14 protein-coding genes and 3 tRNA genes are annotated in these 17,786 nt (G+C 56.9%); 10 read left to right on the forward strand and 7 right to left on the reverse strand.

Translation table 11 applies throughout. The annotated features are described in order from the left end of the window. Positions 1-182: 182 nt before the first annotated feature. Together U9O48_RS14245 and U9O48_RS14250 are read left to right on the forward strand one after the other, a co-directional pair. Positions 183-758 carry a hypothetical protein gene (locus tag U9O48_RS14245; RefSeq protein WP_324722690.1) on the forward strand — a complete coding sequence of 192 codons (576 nt, stop codon included), beginning with the start codon at positions 183-185 and terminating at the stop codon, positions 756-758. Next, positions 755-1,441 (forward strand): hypothetical protein, encoded by a 687-nt coding sequence (locus tag U9O48_RS14250; RefSeq protein WP_324722691.1) that lies wholly within the window; start codon positions 755-757, stop codon positions 1,439-1,441. Before U9O48_RS14245 ends, U9O48_RS14250 begins: the two co-directional genes overlap by 4 nt. Before the next feature lie 179 nt (positions 1,442-1,620). Here U9O48_RS14250 and U9O48_RS14255 read toward each other — a convergent pair. After that, positions 1,621-1,710: transfer RNA gene (locus U9O48_RS14255), tRNA-Ser, on the reverse strand. A 93-nt stretch (positions 1,711-1,803) separates the two neighbouring features. On the opposite strand from U9O48_RS14255, the gene mtfA reads away from it, so the two are divergent. The 3 genes from mtfA (at position 1,804) to U9O48_RS14270 (ending at position 3,568) form a co-directional block, all read left to right on the forward strand. Beyond that, positions 1,804-2,601 carry a DgsA anti-repressor MtfA gene (mtfA, locus tag U9O48_RS14260; protein ID WP_285144154.1) on the forward strand — a complete coding sequence of 266 codons (798 nt, stop codon included), beginning with the start codon at positions 1,804-1,806 and terminating at the stop codon, positions 2,599-2,601. Positions 2,602-2,701: 100 nt separating this feature from the next. Beyond that, positions 2,702-2,777: transfer RNA gene (locus U9O48_RS14265), tRNA-Asn, on the forward strand. 107 nt (positions 2,778-2,884) lie between these two features. Then, a complete protein-coding gene (locus U9O48_RS14270; RefSeq protein ID WP_285149394.1) occupies positions 2,885-3,568 on the forward strand; it encodes an RluA family pseudouridine synthase in 684 nt (227 codons plus the stop codon). Positions 3,569-3,580: 12 nt separating this feature from the next. On the opposite strand, the gene U9O48_RS14275 is transcribed toward U9O48_RS14270, so the two are convergent. The 3 genes from U9O48_RS14275 to nac form a co-directional block, all read right to left on the reverse strand. Beyond that, positions 3,581-4,120, reverse strand: coding sequence for a DUF2058 domain-containing protein (locus U9O48_RS14275; protein ID WP_282494027.1), 540 nt, complete (start codon positions 4,118-4,120; stop codon positions 3,581-3,583). 124 nt (positions 4,121-4,244) lie between these two features. Continuing rightward, the gene (cbl, locus tag U9O48_RS14280; protein ID WP_282494026.1) at positions 4,245-5,195 is read right to left on the reverse strand and encodes an HTH-type transcriptional regulator Cbl; all 951 of its coding nucleotides are present in this window, start codon (positions 5,193-5,195) and stop codon (positions 4,245-4,247) included. A gap of 96 nt (positions 5,196-5,291) precedes the next feature. Then, positions 5,292-6,209: a nitrogen assimilation transcriptional regulator NAC gene (nac, locus tag U9O48_RS14285; RefSeq protein ID WP_095282537.1), complete on the reverse strand. Its 918-nt coding sequence runs from the start codon at positions 6,207-6,209 to the stop codon at positions 5,292-5,294. 320 nt (positions 6,210-6,529) lie between these two features. Between nac and U9O48_RS14290 the strand changes: the two genes are divergently transcribed. Beyond that, positions 6,530-6,605: transfer RNA gene (locus tag U9O48_RS14290), tRNA-Asn, on the forward strand. Between the two features lie 92 nt (positions 6,606-6,697). Here the strand turns inward: U9O48_RS14290 and U9O48_RS14295 are convergent. Both U9O48_RS14295 and U9O48_RS14300 read right to left on the reverse strand, forming a co-directional pair. Further along, positions 6,698-9,394 (reverse strand): cation-transporting P-type ATPase, encoded by a 2,697-nt coding sequence (locus U9O48_RS14295; protein ID WP_324722692.1) that lies wholly within the window; start codon positions 9,392-9,394, stop codon positions 6,698-6,700. 42 nt (positions 9,395-9,436) lie between these two features. After that, entirely contained in the window at positions 9,437-9,868 is a 432-nt protein-coding gene (locus tag U9O48_RS14300; RefSeq protein ID WP_282494024.1) for a universal stress protein, read from the reverse strand. Positions 9,869-10,405: 537 nt separating this feature from the next. Between U9O48_RS14300 and U9O48_RS14305 the strand changes: the two genes are divergently transcribed. The 3 genes from U9O48_RS14305 to U9O48_RS14315 are packed head-to-tail and all read left to right on the forward strand — an operon-like array spanning position 10,406 to position 15,515. Then, a complete protein-coding gene (locus U9O48_RS14305) occupies positions 10,406-11,491 on the forward strand; it encodes an efflux RND transporter periplasmic adaptor subunit (RefSeq protein ID WP_324722693.1) in 1,086 nt (361 codons plus the stop codon). Then, the gene (locus tag U9O48_RS14310) at positions 11,491-14,553 is read left to right on the forward strand and encodes an efflux RND transporter permease subunit (RefSeq protein WP_324722694.1); all 3,063 of its coding nucleotides are present in this window, start codon (positions 11,491-11,493) and stop codon (positions 14,551-14,553) included. Before U9O48_RS14305 ends, U9O48_RS14310 begins: the two co-directional genes overlap by 1 nt. Positions 14,554-14,591: 38 nt before the next feature. Further along, the gene (locus U9O48_RS14315; protein ID WP_285144363.1) at positions 14,592-15,515 is read left to right on the forward strand and encodes an acyltransferase; all 924 of its coding nucleotides are present in this window, start codon (positions 14,592-14,594) and stop codon (positions 15,513-15,515) included. A 116-nt stretch (positions 15,516-15,631) separates the two neighbouring features. On the opposite strand, the gene pagP is transcribed toward U9O48_RS14315, so the two are convergent. Beyond that, positions 15,632-16,207, reverse strand: coding sequence for a lipid IV(A) palmitoyltransferase PagP (gene pagP / locus U9O48_RS14320; RefSeq protein WP_282494021.1), 576 nt, complete (start codon positions 16,205-16,207; stop codon positions 15,632-15,634). Between the two features lie 224 nt (positions 16,208-16,431). On the opposite strand from pagP, the gene shiA reads away from it, so the two are divergent. Next, positions 16,432-17,742, forward strand: a complete 1,311-nt coding sequence (shiA, locus tag U9O48_RS14325) for a shikimate transporter (RefSeq protein ID WP_285144148.1) — start codon at positions 16,432-16,434, stop codon at positions 17,740-17,742. Positions 17,743-17,786 lie beyond the last annotated feature (44 nt).

Raw genomic sequence — 17,786 nt, forward strand, 5'->3', positions numbered from 1 at the left:
TTGAAACACAAGAGTGAAAGGCCAGGCTGATGCCTGGCTTTTTTTGGTTTATCGACCGCCCTGAACAATCTCCACAATACCTTATGAATCCCGCAGAGTTATTTACATTTCTACAGGCTCGATTCCCTACAATCGGGCGCAGGAAATTCAAGCAGTTACTCTGTTAACGATGATAATGGTAAATGGAAAAAAAACTCCTGATCGGCGAGATTGAACACATCCAGTGGAATTCTGTTGTCCTCAGATGCGGCGAGCAAAGGGAAGTCTTTGAGATCCCGGCGAACGTGCTGAAGCAACTCAAAACCGGTCAACGCGTGCGTCTGTTACTGCGAAAACAGCGTCTGGTACGACTGTTCAACATTTCCACGCAAACCCTCCATGAAACCGACTTCTTTGCCAACAAACCCCTGCTGCGCAAATATCAGACGCTGCTGTTTATCATCGCGGCAGCAATCTGCAGCATTCCCGCCGTGGGCGTTGTCCTCAGTCTGATCTTCATCGCCGCGCTGATTGGCGTCTCCTTCAGGCGAAGCGAAAAAGTGGCCGTCAATGTGGCCCTGACCAGCGCCGTGAGCGGACTGATTTATATCTCGCTGGCGGGGTATCTGCTGATGAGCGGTTATTATTTAGCCGCCTTTCTCGCCTGCACGCTGCTGATCTTTATTGTGCTGAAATCCGCAGGCACAATTCAGAATAAAGAGGCCCGCGTGCTTGACCGGGAAGTCTCCGCTGGCCGCCTGGAGGGATCGTTGTCATGAATATTCTCCGCCGCGCCGCCGCGACGCTTCCCCTGCTGCTCCCGCTGAGCGTATCGGCGGAGCCTGTGGCCCCTGACTATCTCCGTCATATCAGCTTTCACTCGCCCAGCATGCCAGGATTTCGAACGGTGGATATGTTGAGCACGGGGTTTACCGGGGCTTATGTCACGATGAGCAGCACCCGTGAATCGCTCAATCTCAACGACGTCAAATTTAGCGTGAATCACGACTGGATGGTGATTAAAGCGCAGCCAGCGGAGGGACGCGTACAGCTGCAGATGGTCCGCCAGCCGCGCGCCGATGAAAGAGCCATGACGCTAACGCTGAAAAATCTCAAGACAGGCAATACGCAGAGCCACGACTTTTTCGTCGACACCTGGCTGACAGGGGATGGCATTCTGGATAAAAATTTCGCCAGCGCCCGCGAGCACTGCGCCCGTCTCGGCGGCAAGCTTCTGACCACGCAGGAATTACGCGCGGTTTCACGCCAGTGGTTTGGCCTGAGCAGCGGTCGGTTGCGCGCGCTGTATCCTGAGGCAACGATATTTAATGAGCAGATGCAGGCAGGTGACAGCTTTTGGGTGCATGAGGCCAAACCGCTCTACCTGCACACGGGCACTAAAAGTCACAAACGCAATGTCGGGACGCTGTGTCGGCACCAGTATGGCAAAAGGGCCGTCTGAAAAAGTGATAAAAGCGTTAAAAGCTAGATATCTCTCTCAAGTTACATAAAACATCAATGACTTGAAAAAGTAGTAAGGCTAGACTCCTGCGAACTTCCGGCGCATCCTGGTTCCGATCTCAGTCAGAATGAGGGCGGTGCGGGATGTCTGATGAAGGGTATGACGATAAAGCAAGGAAATGGCGGAGAGAGGGGGATTTGAACCCCCGGTAGAGTTGCCCCTACTCCGGTTTTCGAGACCGGTCCATTCAGCCGCTCTGGCATCTCTCCGTTTTAGTGGTTGCCATGATGCCAGGTAATTTGGCATTTTAAAAGTTCCTTATCCTGCATTTATGTTCAAGTGATGAGTTTGCGAGCGAAGCGATGATTAAGTGGCCCTGGAAATCGAACGAAACCGCACCGAACACGACTTTTCCGTGGGAAGAGGCGCTGGCTATTCCGGTACTCGCCAGTCTCGACCCCGATGAGCAAACCCGACTGGTTCAGTTAGCCGATCGTTTTTTACAGCAAAAACGCCTCGTCCCGCTTCAGGGTTTTGAGCTGGATGCGCTAAAAAGCGCGCGTATCGCCCTCCTCTTCTGTCTGCCTGTGCTTGAGCTGGGCTTTGAGTGGCTCGACGGCTTCCATGAAGTGCTGATCTATCCCGCGCCTTTCGTGGTCGATGACGAGTGGGAAGATGATATTGGGCTGGTGCACAATCAGCGCGTCGTCCAGTCCGGGCAGAGCTGGCAGCAGGGCCCGATTATCCTCAACTGGCTGGACATCCAGGACTCTTTCGACGCCTCCGGTTTTAACCTGATTATTCATGAAGTGGCCCATAAGCTCGATACCCGCAACGGCGATCGCGCCAGCGGCGTGCCCTTTATTCCTCTGCGGGAAGTGGCGGGCTGGGAGCATGATCTGCATGCAGCGATGAATAACATCCAGGATGAGATCGATCTTGTCGGTGAAAGCGCGGCCAGCATTGATGCTTACGCCGCGACCGATCCGGCGGAGTGCTTTGCCGTGTTGTCGGAATATTTCTTCAGCGCGCCCGAACTGTTTGCCCCACGCTTCCCCGCGCTGTGGCAGCGTTTTTGCCATTTTTACCAGCAGGACCCGCTGCAGCGCCTGCGTGAAAATGCAGGCCCTGACGGACAATCCCCCACTCAAGTACACTAAAACAGCAGGTTGAGTCTTAATTAATCATTTGAATCAGCGTGTTGAATTTAGTGTTGACACAAAATAGCGAGGCCATTAACATGCGCCTCGTTCACACGATTCCTCTGTAGTTCAGTCGGTAGAACGGCGGACTGTTAATCCGTATGTCACTGGTTCGAGTCCAGTCAGAGGAGCCATATTTAGAGAAGCCCGCTCAGGTAAACCTGAGCGGGCTTTTTGTTATGTTCGCCAGCGTTCTGAAAATTCGTTATCATCCGTTCCCCTTCTCTGCCCGGTCAGCCTGATGTCACCCATTATCGATACCTTTGTTGCCCCACCGTGCCATGACCAGATTGAAATTGTCTCTCAGGACGAACATCTGGTGCTGATCAACAAGCCCGCCGGGCTGCTGAGCCTCTCGGGGAAAAACCCGCAGAATCTCGATTCGGTGCATCACCGGCTGGTGAAGATCTTCCCCGGCTGCACGCTGGTTCACCGTCTGGATTTCGGTACGTCTGGTTTGATGGTGGTGGCCCGCAACAAAGCGATCAACGCCGCACTGTGCCAGCAGTTCAGCGAACGCACGGTGACGAAGGTGTACAGCGCCCTGCTCTGCGGGCATCTGGATAATGATGAAGGGGTGATAGACGCGGCGATAGCCAAAGATCCGGCCCTGTTCCCGCTGATGTCGATATGTTCTGTTAGCGGCAAACCCGCCCGCTCTCGCTACCGGGTGGTTGATCGTTTTTACCGTGAGTTACTGCCGTTGACGCGGGTAGAGCTAACCCCGGAGACCGGGCGGACCCACCAGCTGCGCATTCACTGCCAGCAGCTGGGCCACCCTATTCTGGGCTGCGATCTGTATGGCGGCCTTCTGCTCCCGGGTACAGAACAGACGCCGCGGCTGATGCTGCATGCCAGCGAGCTGGATTTCGTGCATCCCGTCAGCGGGGAGGGGGTCTGCGCCCGCCATACTCCACCGTTCTAACGGCGAAAATCCTTACCACATCAGATCGTCAGGGATTTTGAAATCTGCATACGGATCGTCTTCGTCCTGCTCTTCCTGACTCAACGCACTGTTCAGGACGATACTGTCCGCATCGCGCTGGGCGATTTTATCGGCCACGCTGGCAGGGATAATCGCATATTCGCTCTTGCCGCTGCTGTCCACCACCAGGCGGGCAATTGCCAGACGACCGTTGATCAGCTGCGCCTGCGTCTGCTTATCGACGGCGATTTTTTTGATCAGATTATTGTCGGTGAAGTTGAAGTCGATGTTGCCTCTTGAAACATCGATGCGGTTCATCTCAATCAGCTGCTTCACCTGCGCTTTAAACTCTTTCGCCAGCGTCGCCTGTTTCTGCTGCTCGCTCAGCTGTTTGTCACGCTCCATCTGCGCTTTTTTATTCTCTTCCACGGCTTCTCTGGCCTCACGGGCCTGAACGCGGGATTTTTTGGCGGTTCGCTGAACCTTGGCCACTTTTTTGCTGGAGACGAGTCCGGCTTTGAGCATCTGCTCTTGTAAGGTAAGTTTTGTCATCTTCGTATCTGAACCTGATCAATATTTGCAGGGATTATACCTGCAATTGGTCAGGCTGGCTAAGCGCGCCCCAAAACAAAAAGCCTGCACGCGGGCAGGCTTCTGGCTTTCGTCCGTTTAGCGATCAAATCTGGTAATCGATCGCCACCTCTTCTGTCTCCATGACCTGACGCTTGATTTCATCCACCGACAGCCCGGCGTTACAGAGTTCGATAAAGCGCCAGACGTAGTTGCGCTGCAGCTGTCCACGCTTGAGCCCCAGCCAGACGGTGTTGGCATCAAACAGATGACGCGTGTCCAGTCGCACCAAATCGCCCAGCTCACGTTCGCCGCCCGACTGTTCGGCCACCAGCCCGATACCCAGTCCGAGTTCAACGTAAGTTTTGATCACATCCGAATCCTGCGCGCTGAGCACGATATCCGGCGTTAACCCTTTGCGGTTAAAGGCTTCGTCGATGCGTGAACGCCCGGTGATGCCCTGCCGATAGGTGATCAGCGGCCATCTGGCGATATCTTCGAGGGTGAGAGGCGAAACCTGATGGAGAGGATGGTCGACGGGCAACAGCAGGCTGTGGTGCCAGCGGAACCAGGGGAACGCCACCAGCAGCGGGTCATTGCTCAGACGTTCACTGGCGATACCGATATCCGCCCCGCCGTTTTGCAGCAGGACTTCAATCTCCTGCGGGGTGCCCTGAATCAGCTCCAGGCGAACATCCGGGAACAGCTCGCGAAACGCCTTGATCACCGGCGGCAAACTGTAGCGCGCCTGGGTGTGGGTGGTGGCGATGGTCAGCACCCCGGACGCATCGTTGGTGAAGAGATCCGCCAGACGGCGGACGTTGCTGGCTTCGTTGAGGATCCGCTCCGCGATGGTCAGCAGCGCCTTGCCGGGCTCGGTCATCCCCAGCAGACGTTTCCCGCGACGGATGAAAATCTCGATGCCCAGCTCTTCTTCCAGCTCGCGGATGTGGCGGCTGACGCCTGACTGAGAGGTGTAAAGCATGTTGGCGACTTCGGTCAGGTTGTAGTCCCGCCTGGCCGCCTCACGGATAATTTTAAGTTGCTGGAAATTCACGATTCACTCCGGCGCATCTGACATAGCCCTATTGTTAGAGTCAGCAGACCTGCAGAACAAATAATAAAAACCAGCATCTTATTCCTTTATGGAATATCAGCTCACGAGCTGCAGTTCACGATTCTCCAGCGAAGGACGGCTGACCAGCGACATCAGGATCTCTTTCACCGCCTGTGCCTGCGGTGACAGGGAGCCGCGCGCGGACATATTCAGGGACAGCGGCAGGCTCATGGACGGCGTGGTGATCCGCGCCATCCAGCCGTTCGCGGCGCTGCACAGGGAGCGCGCGGCAGATTCCGGCAGCACCGTGACGCCCATTCCGCTGGCAATCGCGGCGGTCAGGGTGGAAATAGAGTCGATCTCGCCGATGATTTTGGCCGTCAGTCGGCGCAGGGAGAAGGCTTCGTCGACGCGCAGACGCACGGCGCTGTAGTCGCGCGGCAGGAACAGATTCATCTCGGCAACCGCCGTTAAATCGATGCTCTGACCCGGACAGTCGCGCGTCCCTACCAGATAGAGATCTTCTTTCAGCAGCGGCTGGCTGGTGATCCCTGCAATCGGCGAGCGATCGTAGAGCACGGCCATATCCAGCTGACCGTTAAGCAGTTTATCGTTCAGCACCGACCCACTGTTTTCATGCAGATAGACCAGCACTTCCGGCAGCTCGGCGCGAACGGCCTGCAGCAGCGGCATGGTAATGGACGAGGCGGCAGTGCCTGGCGCCAGGCCAATCGACACCTGCCCGCTCAGGGTGTGGCCGACGTTGCACACGGCCAGCTGCGCCTGTTCACACTGGCGCAGAATCGTGCGCGCATGGGTATAGAGGATCTTACCGGCTTCGGTTGGCGTGACGCCGCGCTTGGTGCGGATCAACAGCTGCTGGTCCAGTTCACCTTCCAGAGTGGCCACCTGCTGGCTCAGCGCAGGCTGCGCGATATGCAACACTTCCGCGGCCTGGGTCAGGCTACCGATATCGACGATTTTTACGAAGTATTTCAGTCGTCTTAAGTTCATTTTGCCCCCTGTTAAAATACAGTGCCGGTACTGGCGCTCATTGTTAAGAAGGTTTTTGCAATATGGGTGCCAGTTTTTGCAGGAGGACCGATGAGTGCGCTAAGCGGCTGAAAATAAGGAAATCTAATCACTGGAGGCGGTTTGATGACGGAAACAGTGGTTTGCGATCTGCCCCATTAGGGGTATGGCTGCACCAGAAGTGTGCATTTTGTCGGGAAAGAGAGCACTTTGCTGAAATTGTCAGCAAACGATCACAGGAGGTCGATCTCCCCTTTGACAAGCGTTATCGGGGTCGATAATATGCGCCCCGTTCACACGATTCCTCTGTAGTTCAGTCGGTAGAACGGCGGACTGTTAATCCGTATGTCACTGGTTCGAGTCCAGTCAGAGGAGCCAAATTTGAAAAGCCTGCTTTTAAAGCAGGCTTTTTGCTTTTCTGCGTTTGGTAAATTGCCGGGTGGCGGCTTTGCCTTACCCGGCCTACCGTTCTACCCCTTCGCTTCCACCCGCCATCTGCGCGTCAGCGGTTTTTCGATTTCGACAATTAAGAACATCACAAAACCGATAATAAAGGTGATCACCCAGTAGCGGAACGGCAGCGATTCTGTGCCGAACAGCATCTGCATAAACGGCGCGTAGATGATTAAAAGTTGCAGCACCAGCAGAACGCCGGTCACGATCCAGATACCCCGGTTCGCCAGCAGGCCTTTGCTTAATGAGAATCCGTCCGAGACGCGGCAGTTCAGCATGTAGAACCACTGGGCCGTCACCAGCGTCTGCAGCAGCACGGTGCGGATGAACTCCGGCGAATAGCCGCGCGGTTGCAGCCAGGCTTCCAGCACAAAGGCGCTGACGGCGATCATCGACCCGACGAAGATCACACGCCAGATGGCAAACCCGTCCATGACGTGCAGATTCGGGTTGCGCGGCGGGCGTTTCATGATGTTCTTCTCGCCCGCCTCAAACGCCAGGCCGAACGACAGGGTGGCGGAAGTCGCCATGTTCATCCACAGGATCAGCACCGGCGTCAGCGGAATCAGGTTGCCCGCCAGCAGGGCAATAATAATCAGCAGCCCCTGCGCCAGGTTAGTCGGCATGATGAACAGAATGGTTTTTTTCAGGTTATCGTAGACCCGACGGCCTTCGCGAACCGCGCTGGCGATGGTGGCGAAGTTGTCATCCGTGAGCACCATATCCGCCGCCTCTTTCGTCACCTCCGTGCCCTTGATACCCATGGCGATACCGACGTCAGCCTGTTTCAGGGCAGGCGCATCGTTAACGCCATCCCCGGTCATCCCGACCACCTCTTTCTTCGCTTGCAGGGCCTGCACCAGGCGGAATTTATCCTCCGGGCTGGTGCGGGCAAAGATATCAAATTTCTGCGCCGCGTCGCTCAGTTGCTGGTCATCCATCACCTCCAGCTCGCGCCCGGTGATCGCGTTCCCGGCGTTACCGATGCCCAGCATTTTGCCGATACTCATCGCCGTTTGCGGGTGGTCGCCGGTGATCATTTTCACGCGGATGCCCGCCTGCAGGCAGTCGCCGATGGCGGTAATGGCTTCCGGTCGCGGCGGGTCCATCATCCCGGCAATCCCGAGCAGGATCACGCCCTGCTGCAGATCCGGGTGATCGAGCGTGGTTTGATCCACACCGGCCGGTTTCCAGGCCGCCGCCACCATGCGCAACCCTTCACGCGCGTACTCTTCGATCTGCGCTTCCCAGTAGGGCTGGTTGAGCGGCTCAAGGCCATTTTCCGTCTGCTGGTGCTGGCAGAGCCTGAACAGCACGTCCGGCGCGCCGGTAATCAAAATCATCTCCTCATCGCCGATGCGATGCAGGGTCGACATGTATTTGTAGAGGGAATCAAACGGGATTTTGCTGCGCAGCTCCGTCTGCACAGGTGGGAGTGGCACTTTGGCGGCTAAAACTTTCAGCGCCCCTTCCGTCGGCCCGCCGGTAATTTTCCACAGCCCCTGATCGTCTTTCATCAGTTGACTGTCGTTACAGAGATCGATGGTGCGCAGGTAGCGCTCCAGCAGCGAGCCGTGGGCCACCGTCACCGGCGTAGGGTCATCGATGGGATGAATATTCCCGACCGGCTCGTAGCTGTCGCCCTCGACGCGGTAGATTTTATCCGCCGTGATCACCGCTTTGACGGTCATCTCGTTCATGGTCAGGGTGCCGGTTTTATCCGAGCAGATCACCGTCATCGCACCCAGAGTTTCGACCGTCGGCAGTTTGCGGATAATCGCCTTCTGCCGCGCCATCGTCTGCACGCCGAGGGAAAGGATAATCGAGATAATCGCCGGCAGACCTTCCGGGACCGAGGCCACCGCCAGGCTAATGAGCGACAGCATCAGTTCCGACACCGGCATATCGCGGAACAGCAGGCTGAAGACAAACAGCGCCGCCATCATCACCAGGATAATAATGAAGATGGCTTTGCCGAGCTTATCCATCTGCACCAGCAGCGGGGTGCGGTGTTTTTCGATATCGGCCATCATCTGGTTGATATGACCGAGCTCCGTATCGCCCCCCGTCGCCACGACGATCCCTTTCCCGCCGCCCGAGCTGACCGTGGTGCCGGAGAACAGCAGGTTGGTGCGATCCCCTAGCGGTAACTCCCCTTCCAGCCGCTCGGTGCTTTTTTCCACGACGGTCGATTCACCCGTCAGGATCGCCTCTTCCACCCGAAGGTTATGGGCTTCGAGCAGTCGCAGGTCGGCGGGAATGCGATCGCCCGCGCGGATCACCACGATATCGCCAGGCACCAGCGCGGTGGTCGGGATGGTTTCGTGATTCCCCTGACGCACCACGACGGCCTCGCTTGAGAGCATATTGCGGATACTCTGCAGGGATTTCTCAGCGTTGCTCTCCTGGATGTGACCGATCAGGGCGTTGATTACCGCCACGCCGAGGATCACCAGAGTATCGACCCAATGACCCATCACCGCCGTGAGCAACGCCGCGGCCAGCAGGACATAGATCAGCACATCATTGAAGTGCGCTAAAAACCGCAGCCACGCGGGTTTTCCCGGTTTTTGCGGCAGGGCATTTTCCCCGTACTGCGCGAGACGCGCCGTGGCGTCCGCGCCGGAAATGCCGTCGGCGGAGCTGTTGGTTTGTGCCAGGGTTTCTTCTACGGAGAGCCGGTAAAACGGCTGGCCCGGTTTTTCTGTATTCATTATTTCGTCCTCACGTCCTGCAACGAAAATCGCCCTTTGCCCTTAACGCACAACAAATACCGGCACGTGCGCGTAGCGAACAATATTGGCTGCATCCGAGCCGAGTAAATGGGTCTGAATATTGGGGTTGCGCGAGCCGATAATGATCACGTCCGCCGTCAGCTCGTCGCCGAGTTTTGTCACTTCATCGCGGACGTTGCCGCTGCGGACGTGAAAATGAATGCGATCCTGTGGAAAAGCGGTTTTTTGCGCCAGGGCGGTAAGTTTTTCTTTTGCGTTATTAATCATGTAGTCATCCATTTTCCGCGCGTCGGAGATAAACCCGCGGGTCAGTTCGGGCGAGAATTTGGGGATGACGTGCAGTAAATGGATATCCGCCGAGGAGGATTGCGCGAGGAACTGGGCATGGGCCAGCGCCTTATCGGCCAGGCCGATTTCATAGACATCGACCGGAACCAGAATATTTCTGTACATAGTGAGCATCCTTTTATTACCAATAAGAAAAGTAATGAATAACACTACAGGTCGTGGAACACAGAGGAATAAGCACCACCACCGGGTACGAAGAAATGAAAGGGATGTTATTAAACGTAGCACAGGACTCTCGTTATTTTACTGCCGCGCACTCATTATCTGAATAATCATGGATTAACACCTAAGTACTTTCTCATCTCTCATTCAAAGGCATGAATTCCGCGGGCCTGCCAATTTTAGGCTCGGCTTAACCTTTTCCCACTTCACAGGCTATGCTCATAAAAAGACATTCTGGCTTGCTTAACAATCCACTACCGACGCTGGATGAGCATGCCTGACTCGCTTGCAGGTATTCGAAAGGGAGGAAAGATGTTTGGATATAGCCTGATTCGCCTCGCGTTGTTTATTGCCCTGGCCATAGTGTCCAGCGCCGCCGTGGGATTATTGACTTATCTGGTGGTTTCGGCTCTCGCGGAATAAAACCGTGCAAGGTAAGTGTTCGTAATAAATAGCGTTTTTATTTATTAGGGGAATAGTGTGAATCGTTACGTTGCGCTGATGCCAGTTCTTATTCTTTTCATTGCTGCCTGCGATCAAAAAGCGCCAGAAGCCACACCCCAGCCGAGAATGGTGAAAGTCGCCACGGTGACGGACGCAGGCCAGGCGCAGCAGCGCGTCTTTCCCGCCAGAATAGAGTCCGGCGACGCCACCGACCTCTCATTTAAACGCGGCGGCCAGATTGAAACGCTCGATATTCGCCAGGGCACTCCCGTAAAACAGGGCCAACAGCTGGCGAGCCTCAACGCGCGGGAAGCCCAGCAGCGCGTGAGAGACCGACAAACTTCCGCCACTCTGGCCCAGCGCCAGTTCGATCGCTTCCAGACCCTGGCCGGACGCCAGGCCATCTCCAAAGCGGAGATGGACGTGCAGCGCGCCACCCGCGATTCCGCCAATGCGGCGCTGAAAATCGCCCAGGAGGAGCTGAGCCAGATGACGCTCACTGCCCCTTTCGCGGGCACGGCGGCCAGCGTGCAGGTGCGCAATCATCAGGTCGTTTCTGCCGGGCAGCCGATTGTGACCCTGACCCGCACCGATCTGCTCGACGTGGTGTTTAGCATTCCGGAAAATCTGTTCAAAACTCTGGATATCCGTAACGCTGACTATCGCCCGGTGGTGAAGATCAATTCGATTCCGGACCGCGAATTTAGCGCGGTGTACAAAGAGCACACCGGCAGCAGCGACAGCAATACCCTCACCTGGCAGGTGATTTTAACCATGCCGCGTCCGGATGATTTTCCGGCGGTGGGCGGCGTGAGCGGCACGGTGACCGTCAATCTGGCGAATCTCCCGGCGGGCGCGGGACGCAATGCGCTGGTGGTGCCGGTCGAAGCGGTATTCAATCCGGATAACAGCCCGCGCAACCAGCCGCACGTCTGGGTGGTAAAAGGCGATGGCGATAATCTGCAGCTGGAAGATCGCCAGGTGACGGTCGGGCAGGTCACCGCTCAGGGCGTGATCGTCACCGAGGGTCTGAAAGCCGGAGAGCGCGTCGTCGCGGCGGGCGTTGGCGAATTACACGCCAAACAGCCGGTACGTATCTGGACGCGTGAGCGAGGTCTGTAATGGATATCTCTCGCCAGTTTATCGACAACCCGATTCGCGTCTGGCTGACGGTGCTGCTCCTCGGCGTCGGCGGAATTTTTGCCCTGCTCAATATTGGTCGGCTGGAAGATCCGGCGTTTACCATTAAAACGGCGGTGGTGGTCACCCACTACCCGGGCGCGTCGGCTCAGCAGGTGGAAGAGGAGGTCACGCTGCCGCTGGAAAATGCCCTGCAGCAGTTGCCCTACCTCGATAACGTCAGCTCGATCTCTTCCAACGGGCTGTCGCAAATCACCGTGAATATCGCCTCGCGCTACCACTCCAACGAACTGCCGCAAATCTGGGACGAGCTGCGCCGCCGCGTGGGCGACGCGTCGCGCCAGTTTCCACCGGGGGTGGTGACGCCGTTCGTCAATGACGACTTCGGCGATGTGTTTGGTTTTTTCTTTGCCATCTCGGGCGATAATTTTACCAATCCTGAACTGTCTCAGTATGCCGACCAGTTGCGCCGTGAGCTGGTGCTGATCCCCGGCGTCGGGAAAGTGGCGATTGGCGGCGCGGTGCCGCAGCAGATTAATGTGGATATCAACCTCGCGAAAATGGCGGCGCGCGGGGTCACCCTCGGGCAGATTTCGACGCTACTGGGGCGAGTGAACAGCGTAGCCAACGCCGGGGAGATTGCCTCCGGGAGCGAATCTATTCGCCTACACCCGACGGGTGAGTTTGAAAATCTTGATGAACTCGGGGATTTGATTATCACCCCACCCGGCGTAGGTGCGGCGACGCGCTTGCGGGATATCGCCACCATTTCGCGCGGGCTGACGGTTTCCCCGTCGAGTATTTACCATGCCAACGGTCGTCAGGCCGTGACCATGGGCGTTTCGTTTATTCCGGGCGTGAACGTCATTGACGTGGGCCGCGCGCTGGAGGCCAAACTGCAGCAGATGTCGGCGGAAAAACCGGCGGGCATTAACATCGATCTGTTCTACGACCAGGCCGCCGAAGTGGGCCACTCGGTGAACGGATTTATCATTAACTTCCTGATGGCGCTGGCGATTGTCATCGGCGTGCTGCTGATTTTTATGGGCTTGCGCAGCGGGATTATCATCGCCCTGTCGCTGGCCCTGAACGTGCTGGGCACGCTGCTGATCATGTACCTGTGGGGCATTGAGCTACAGCGCATCTCGCTCGGGGCGTTGATTATCGCCCTGAGTATGCTGGTGGATAATGCGATCGTGATCGTGGAAGGCGTCCTGATCGCCCGGCAGCGCGGCTCCACGCTTATGACGGCGATTAACTACGTCATTCGCCGCTCTGCCCTGCCCCTGCTGGGCGCGACGGTGATCGCGATCCTCGCCTTTGCGCCGATTGGGCTGTCGCAGGATTCGACGGGCGAATACTGTAAATCCCTGTTCCAGGTGCTGCTGATCTCTCTGCTGCTGAGCTGGTTCTCGGCGCTGACCCTCACCCCGGTGATGATCAAATGGTGGTTGTTTAAGGGCCAGCAAACCGCCGACACACCGGCGGAGGTCGATCCCTACAACCGGCGCTTTTACCGTCTGTACCAGAACATGCTCAACGCGCTGCTGGTGCGCAAAACGATCACCCTGACGCTGATGGCGGTTCTGCTGGCTGGCGCTATCTGGGGCTTCGGAGCCGTCCGGCAAAACTTCTTCCCGTCGTCAAATACGCCGATTTTCTTTGTCGACCTGTGGCTGCCCTACGGGACGGATATCGCCCAGACCGAAAGGATCACCAGCGAGATTGAAAAATCGATCAACGGCCAGCCGGGCGTGGTTACTACCGTCTCGACCATTGGCCAGGGGAGCATGCGTTTTATCCTGACCTACAGCGGCCAGCGGCAGTACAGCAACTACGCGCAAATCATGGTGCGCATGGACGATCAGCGTAACATTGCCGCCCTGACCCGCCACGTCGACGAGGATATTGCCCGCCACTATCCGGAGATTAACGCCAGCACCAAACGGGTGATGTTCGGCCCGTCCGGCGACAGCGCCATTGAAGTGCGCATCAAAGGGCCGGACCCGGATCGGCTGCGGCTGATTGCCAGCCAGGTGGATGACATTCTGGCCCGCGATCCGGCGACGGACAGCGTCCGTAACGACTGGCAAAACCGCAGCAAAGTGATCCGCCCGCAGTACGTCGCCGCCTCCGGGCGCGAGCTGGGGGTGGATAAACAGGATATCGACAGTGCGCTGGAGATGAATTTCTCCGGCAGCCGCGTCGGGTTGTACCGGGAAGGTTCGGACCTGCTGCCCGTGGTGGTGCGCCCGCCGGAGAGCGAGCGCCAGGATGCCAATCATCTCAACAACGTGCTGGTGTGGAGTCAAAACCGCCAGCAGTACATTCCCCTGAGCAACGTGGTGAGCGGCTTTGCGCTGGAGTGGGAAGATCCGCTGATCCTGCGCCGGGACCGCAGCCGGGTGCTGACGGTGCAGACCGACCCCGACCCGCTCAGCAACGAAACCTCCGGCGATATTCTGGCCCGGGTGAAACCTGATATTGATGCCCTGCCGCTGCCGCACGGCTACAGCATTGAGTGGGGTGGCGATGCGGAAAACTCCAGCGAGGCGCAGCAGGGCATTTTCACCACCCTGCCGATCGGTTTCCTGGTGATGTTCATCATCACCATCCTGATGTTCAGCTCGGTGAAAAACGCGGTGGCGATCTGGCTGACGGTGCCGCTGGCGCTGATCGGCGTGACGCCGGGCTTTTTACTCACCGGCATTCCGTTTGGTTTTATGGCGCTGATTGGGCTGCTGAGTCTGAGCGGGATGCTCATTCGTAACGGCATCGTGCTGGTGGAAGAGATTGAGCAGCAGAAAGAGCACAAAGCCCAGCATCAGGCGATCGTCGATGCCGCCACCTCGCGCTTGCGCCCTATTCTGCTGACGGCCTTTACGACGGTGCTGGGGCTGGCCCCGCTGCTGCGCGATGTCTTCTTCCAGAGCATGGCGGTGGTGATCATGTTTGGCCTGGGCTTTGCCACTATCTTGACGCTGCTGGTACTTCCGGTTATTTATGCCTGTTTCCACCCCACGGAGAGGGCAGAACCCCAATGAACCCAACCGGGCTGAACATTATTAAAACGCTGGGATGCATGACGGCGGTGACCTTTTTCACTCTGTACCACACCTGGGATCGCTACGATTACGATTATCACTGGATCCTCGGTTTCCTGACCTTTATCTCCACTATCGCCACGCCGCTGTTTTTTGTGGTGGCGGGCTATCTGGACGCTCAGTCTCGGCACGGCTCGCGCTGGCAGCTCGGAAAGATCAAAGCGGTGGTGGTGGTGTTTTTGTTCTGGATGACGGTCTATTACCTGTGGGAGCCATATCAACGCGGGTATTTAATCCAGCCGTGGTTTGTCTTCACCTTTATCGTGATTTATACCTTCCACCCGCTGATTGAGTGGCTAAGCCAGCGGCGACGCCTGTTTTTCGGCGTGATTTTCACCCTGCTGGTGTTTGCCTATGGCTACGATTTGCTGTCGGCGCTTTATCCCGATAAGCATCTCCTGTCGCTGGCGCCGCAGTATCGGCTCTGGACCTGGCTGCTGTTTTATCTCACCGGTCAGATTTTTTTCGACCCGCTGGTTTCCGCCTGGATAAGTAAAGACAAAGTGGTGAAAGCGGCCATCGCGGCGATTCCGGTAATTTATCTGTTCACCTGGTTTTATGAGCGGCACTTCTTTTTCGCCCTGTTCAAGGCGGATCGCAACGCATTTATTCTGACCGGCTCGCAGATTTACATCCTGATCGTGGCGCTGGTGATTGCCGCCAACGGCGTGCGGTTTCGCAGAAATATCGAGTTCAAAGAGGCGATTTTAGCCGCGGTCAGTAAAACGATGACCGGGGTGTATATTCTTCACTATTCGGTGTTTCACCTGCTTACGTCGCTGATCCCTGTGACCTCACTCACCACTAAGCTGCTGCTGATTGGGCTGACGTTTGTGGCGTCGGTGCTGATTTCGATGCTGGCGCTGTCGCATTCGACGGTTAAGAAGATCATCACGCTTTGAGACCGTGCGCGCTTCGGGCTAGTGCGGTCTGATGCCCTCACCCCAACCCTCTCCCACAGGGAGAGGGAGAAAAACCGCTGCTCCTGTAGGTCGGGTAAGCGCAGCGCCACCCGACTTTAAAACCCATACCGCAGCCACGCAAACAGCACGTTGCCGTTGTTGTAGGTCCCCGGAATATAGGTGAACTGCACGTTCAGCCGTTTATACCCGGCGGAGAACAGCGGCAAAATGATCGGCAGCGGCACATAGTTCGCAAAATCCTGCCGCGCCGTGATCCCCGCCGTGACGCCAAGCCCGAGGCGGAAATCCTGCGCATTATCCAGATACCAGCCCTTCTCCCAGCCGTAGCCGACAATCGGCTGCCATTCGTTGTGGGAATCTTTAAACATCATCGCGTAGAGAGAACTCCAGTTCCCCTCTTCGTTATAACGAGAAACCCCAAACCCGCCGCCCCACGGCATTTCGTTGTAGTTATCGGTTTTCTCTTTGTCGTACATAAAGCGCGCATGCCAGCTCAGAAAGGGCAGATAGAGATCGTAGTTTTGCGGCTCATTCCACGTTTGAGAAACATCGTTGGTGAAGTTGTTCCACCAGCCGGTGATGCGCTGTTCCCCGTAAACACCCGGCTCAGCATATAAAGGGGCCACAAACCACATCAACATAATGAGTAAGGCAATCCGAAGCGCGTGCATAGTTAATCCCTCTGCAAATCGTTATGCGATAACTAATACTGTAATCCCTTTTCTGGAAACCCCGTCGTCGCGTTTCGGAAATTTTACCGTACAGGGCGGATAAAATCATTTTCACCTGCCGCCTGTCGGGGTAGTCTCATGGTTCCCGTCTCCACGGCGGGCACGATGTGAGTAACCTTTTCCCCATACTAATAATGAAAAATACGGTACAGACAGGACTAAAAATGGACTCCACCCTCATCTCCGAACGCCCCAACGAGGAGACACTATCGCTTAATCGCGCCCGACGCGCCGCCCTCGGCAGTTTCGCCGGAGCCGTCGTCGACTGGTATGACTTTCTGCTCTACGGCATCACCGCCGCTCTGGTATTTAACCGCGAATTCTTCCCTCAGGTCAGCCCGGCAATGGGCACCCTCGCCGCGTTTGCCACCTTTGGCGTCGGGTTCCTGTTTCGCCCGCTGGGCGGCGTGATCTTCGGTCATTTCGGCGACAAACTGGGCCGCAAGCGGATGCTGATGCTCACGGTCTGGATGATGGGCATCGCCACTGCGCTGATCGGTATTTTGCCGTCGTTCGACACCATCGGCTGGTGGGCGCCGGTCCTGCTGGTGACTCTGCGCGCCATTCAGGGCTTTGCCGTGGGCGGTGAATGGGGCGGCGCGGCGCTGCTCTCCGTTGAAAGCGCGCCGAAACACAAGAAAGCCTTCTACAGCAGCGGCGTGCAGGTGGGTTACGGCGTCGGCCTGTTGCTCTCCACCGGGCTGGTTTCTCTGATAAGCCTAATGACCACCGACGAGCAGTTCCTGAGCTGGGGCTGGCGCATTCCGTTCCTGTTCAGCATCGTGCTGGTGCTGGCCGCCCTGTGGATCCGCAACGGCATGGAAGAGTCCGCCGAATTTGAAAAGCAGCAGAACGAAACGCCGGTGGTGAAGAAACGCCTGCCGGTGATGGAAGCTTTGCTCCAGCATCCCGGCGCGTTCCTGAAGATCATCGCTCTGCGCCTGTGCGAGCTGCTGACGATGTATATCGTTACCGCCTTCGCCCTGAACTATTCGACGCAAAATCTCGGCCTGCCACGTGAGCTTTTTCTGAATATTGGCCTGCTGGTGGGTGGCATTAGTTGTCTCAGCATTCCCTGCTTTGCGTGGCTGGCGGACCGGTTTGGCCGTCGGCGCGTCTACATCACCGGGGCGCTGATCGGCAGCCTCAGCGCCTGGCCGTTCTTTATGGCGCTGGAAGCCCAGTCGATGTTCTGGATTGTGTTCTTCGCCATTATGCTCGCCAACATTGCCCATGACATGGTGGTGTGCGTGCAGCAGCCGATGTTTACGGAGATGTTTGGCGCGAGCTATCGCTACAGCGGCGCGGGCGTGGGCTATCAGGTGGCGAGCGTGGTCGGCGGCGGGTTTACGCCGTTTATCGCCGCGGCCTTAGTCACCTTCTCCGGCGGCAACTGGCAGAGCGTGGCGATTTACCTGCTGGCGGGCTGCCTGATCTCCGCCGCCACGGCGCTGCTGATGAAAGAGTCCCACTGATGATGTCCTGACTTTTTTTTCACATGTGAGTGACATACTATCGA

Origin of the sequence: Lelliottia sp. JS-SCA-14 (assembly GCF_035593345.1) — a bacterium.
Classification (GTDB): Bacteria; Pseudomonadota; Gammaproteobacteria; order Enterobacterales; family Enterobacteriaceae; genus Enterobacter; species Enterobacter wanjuensis.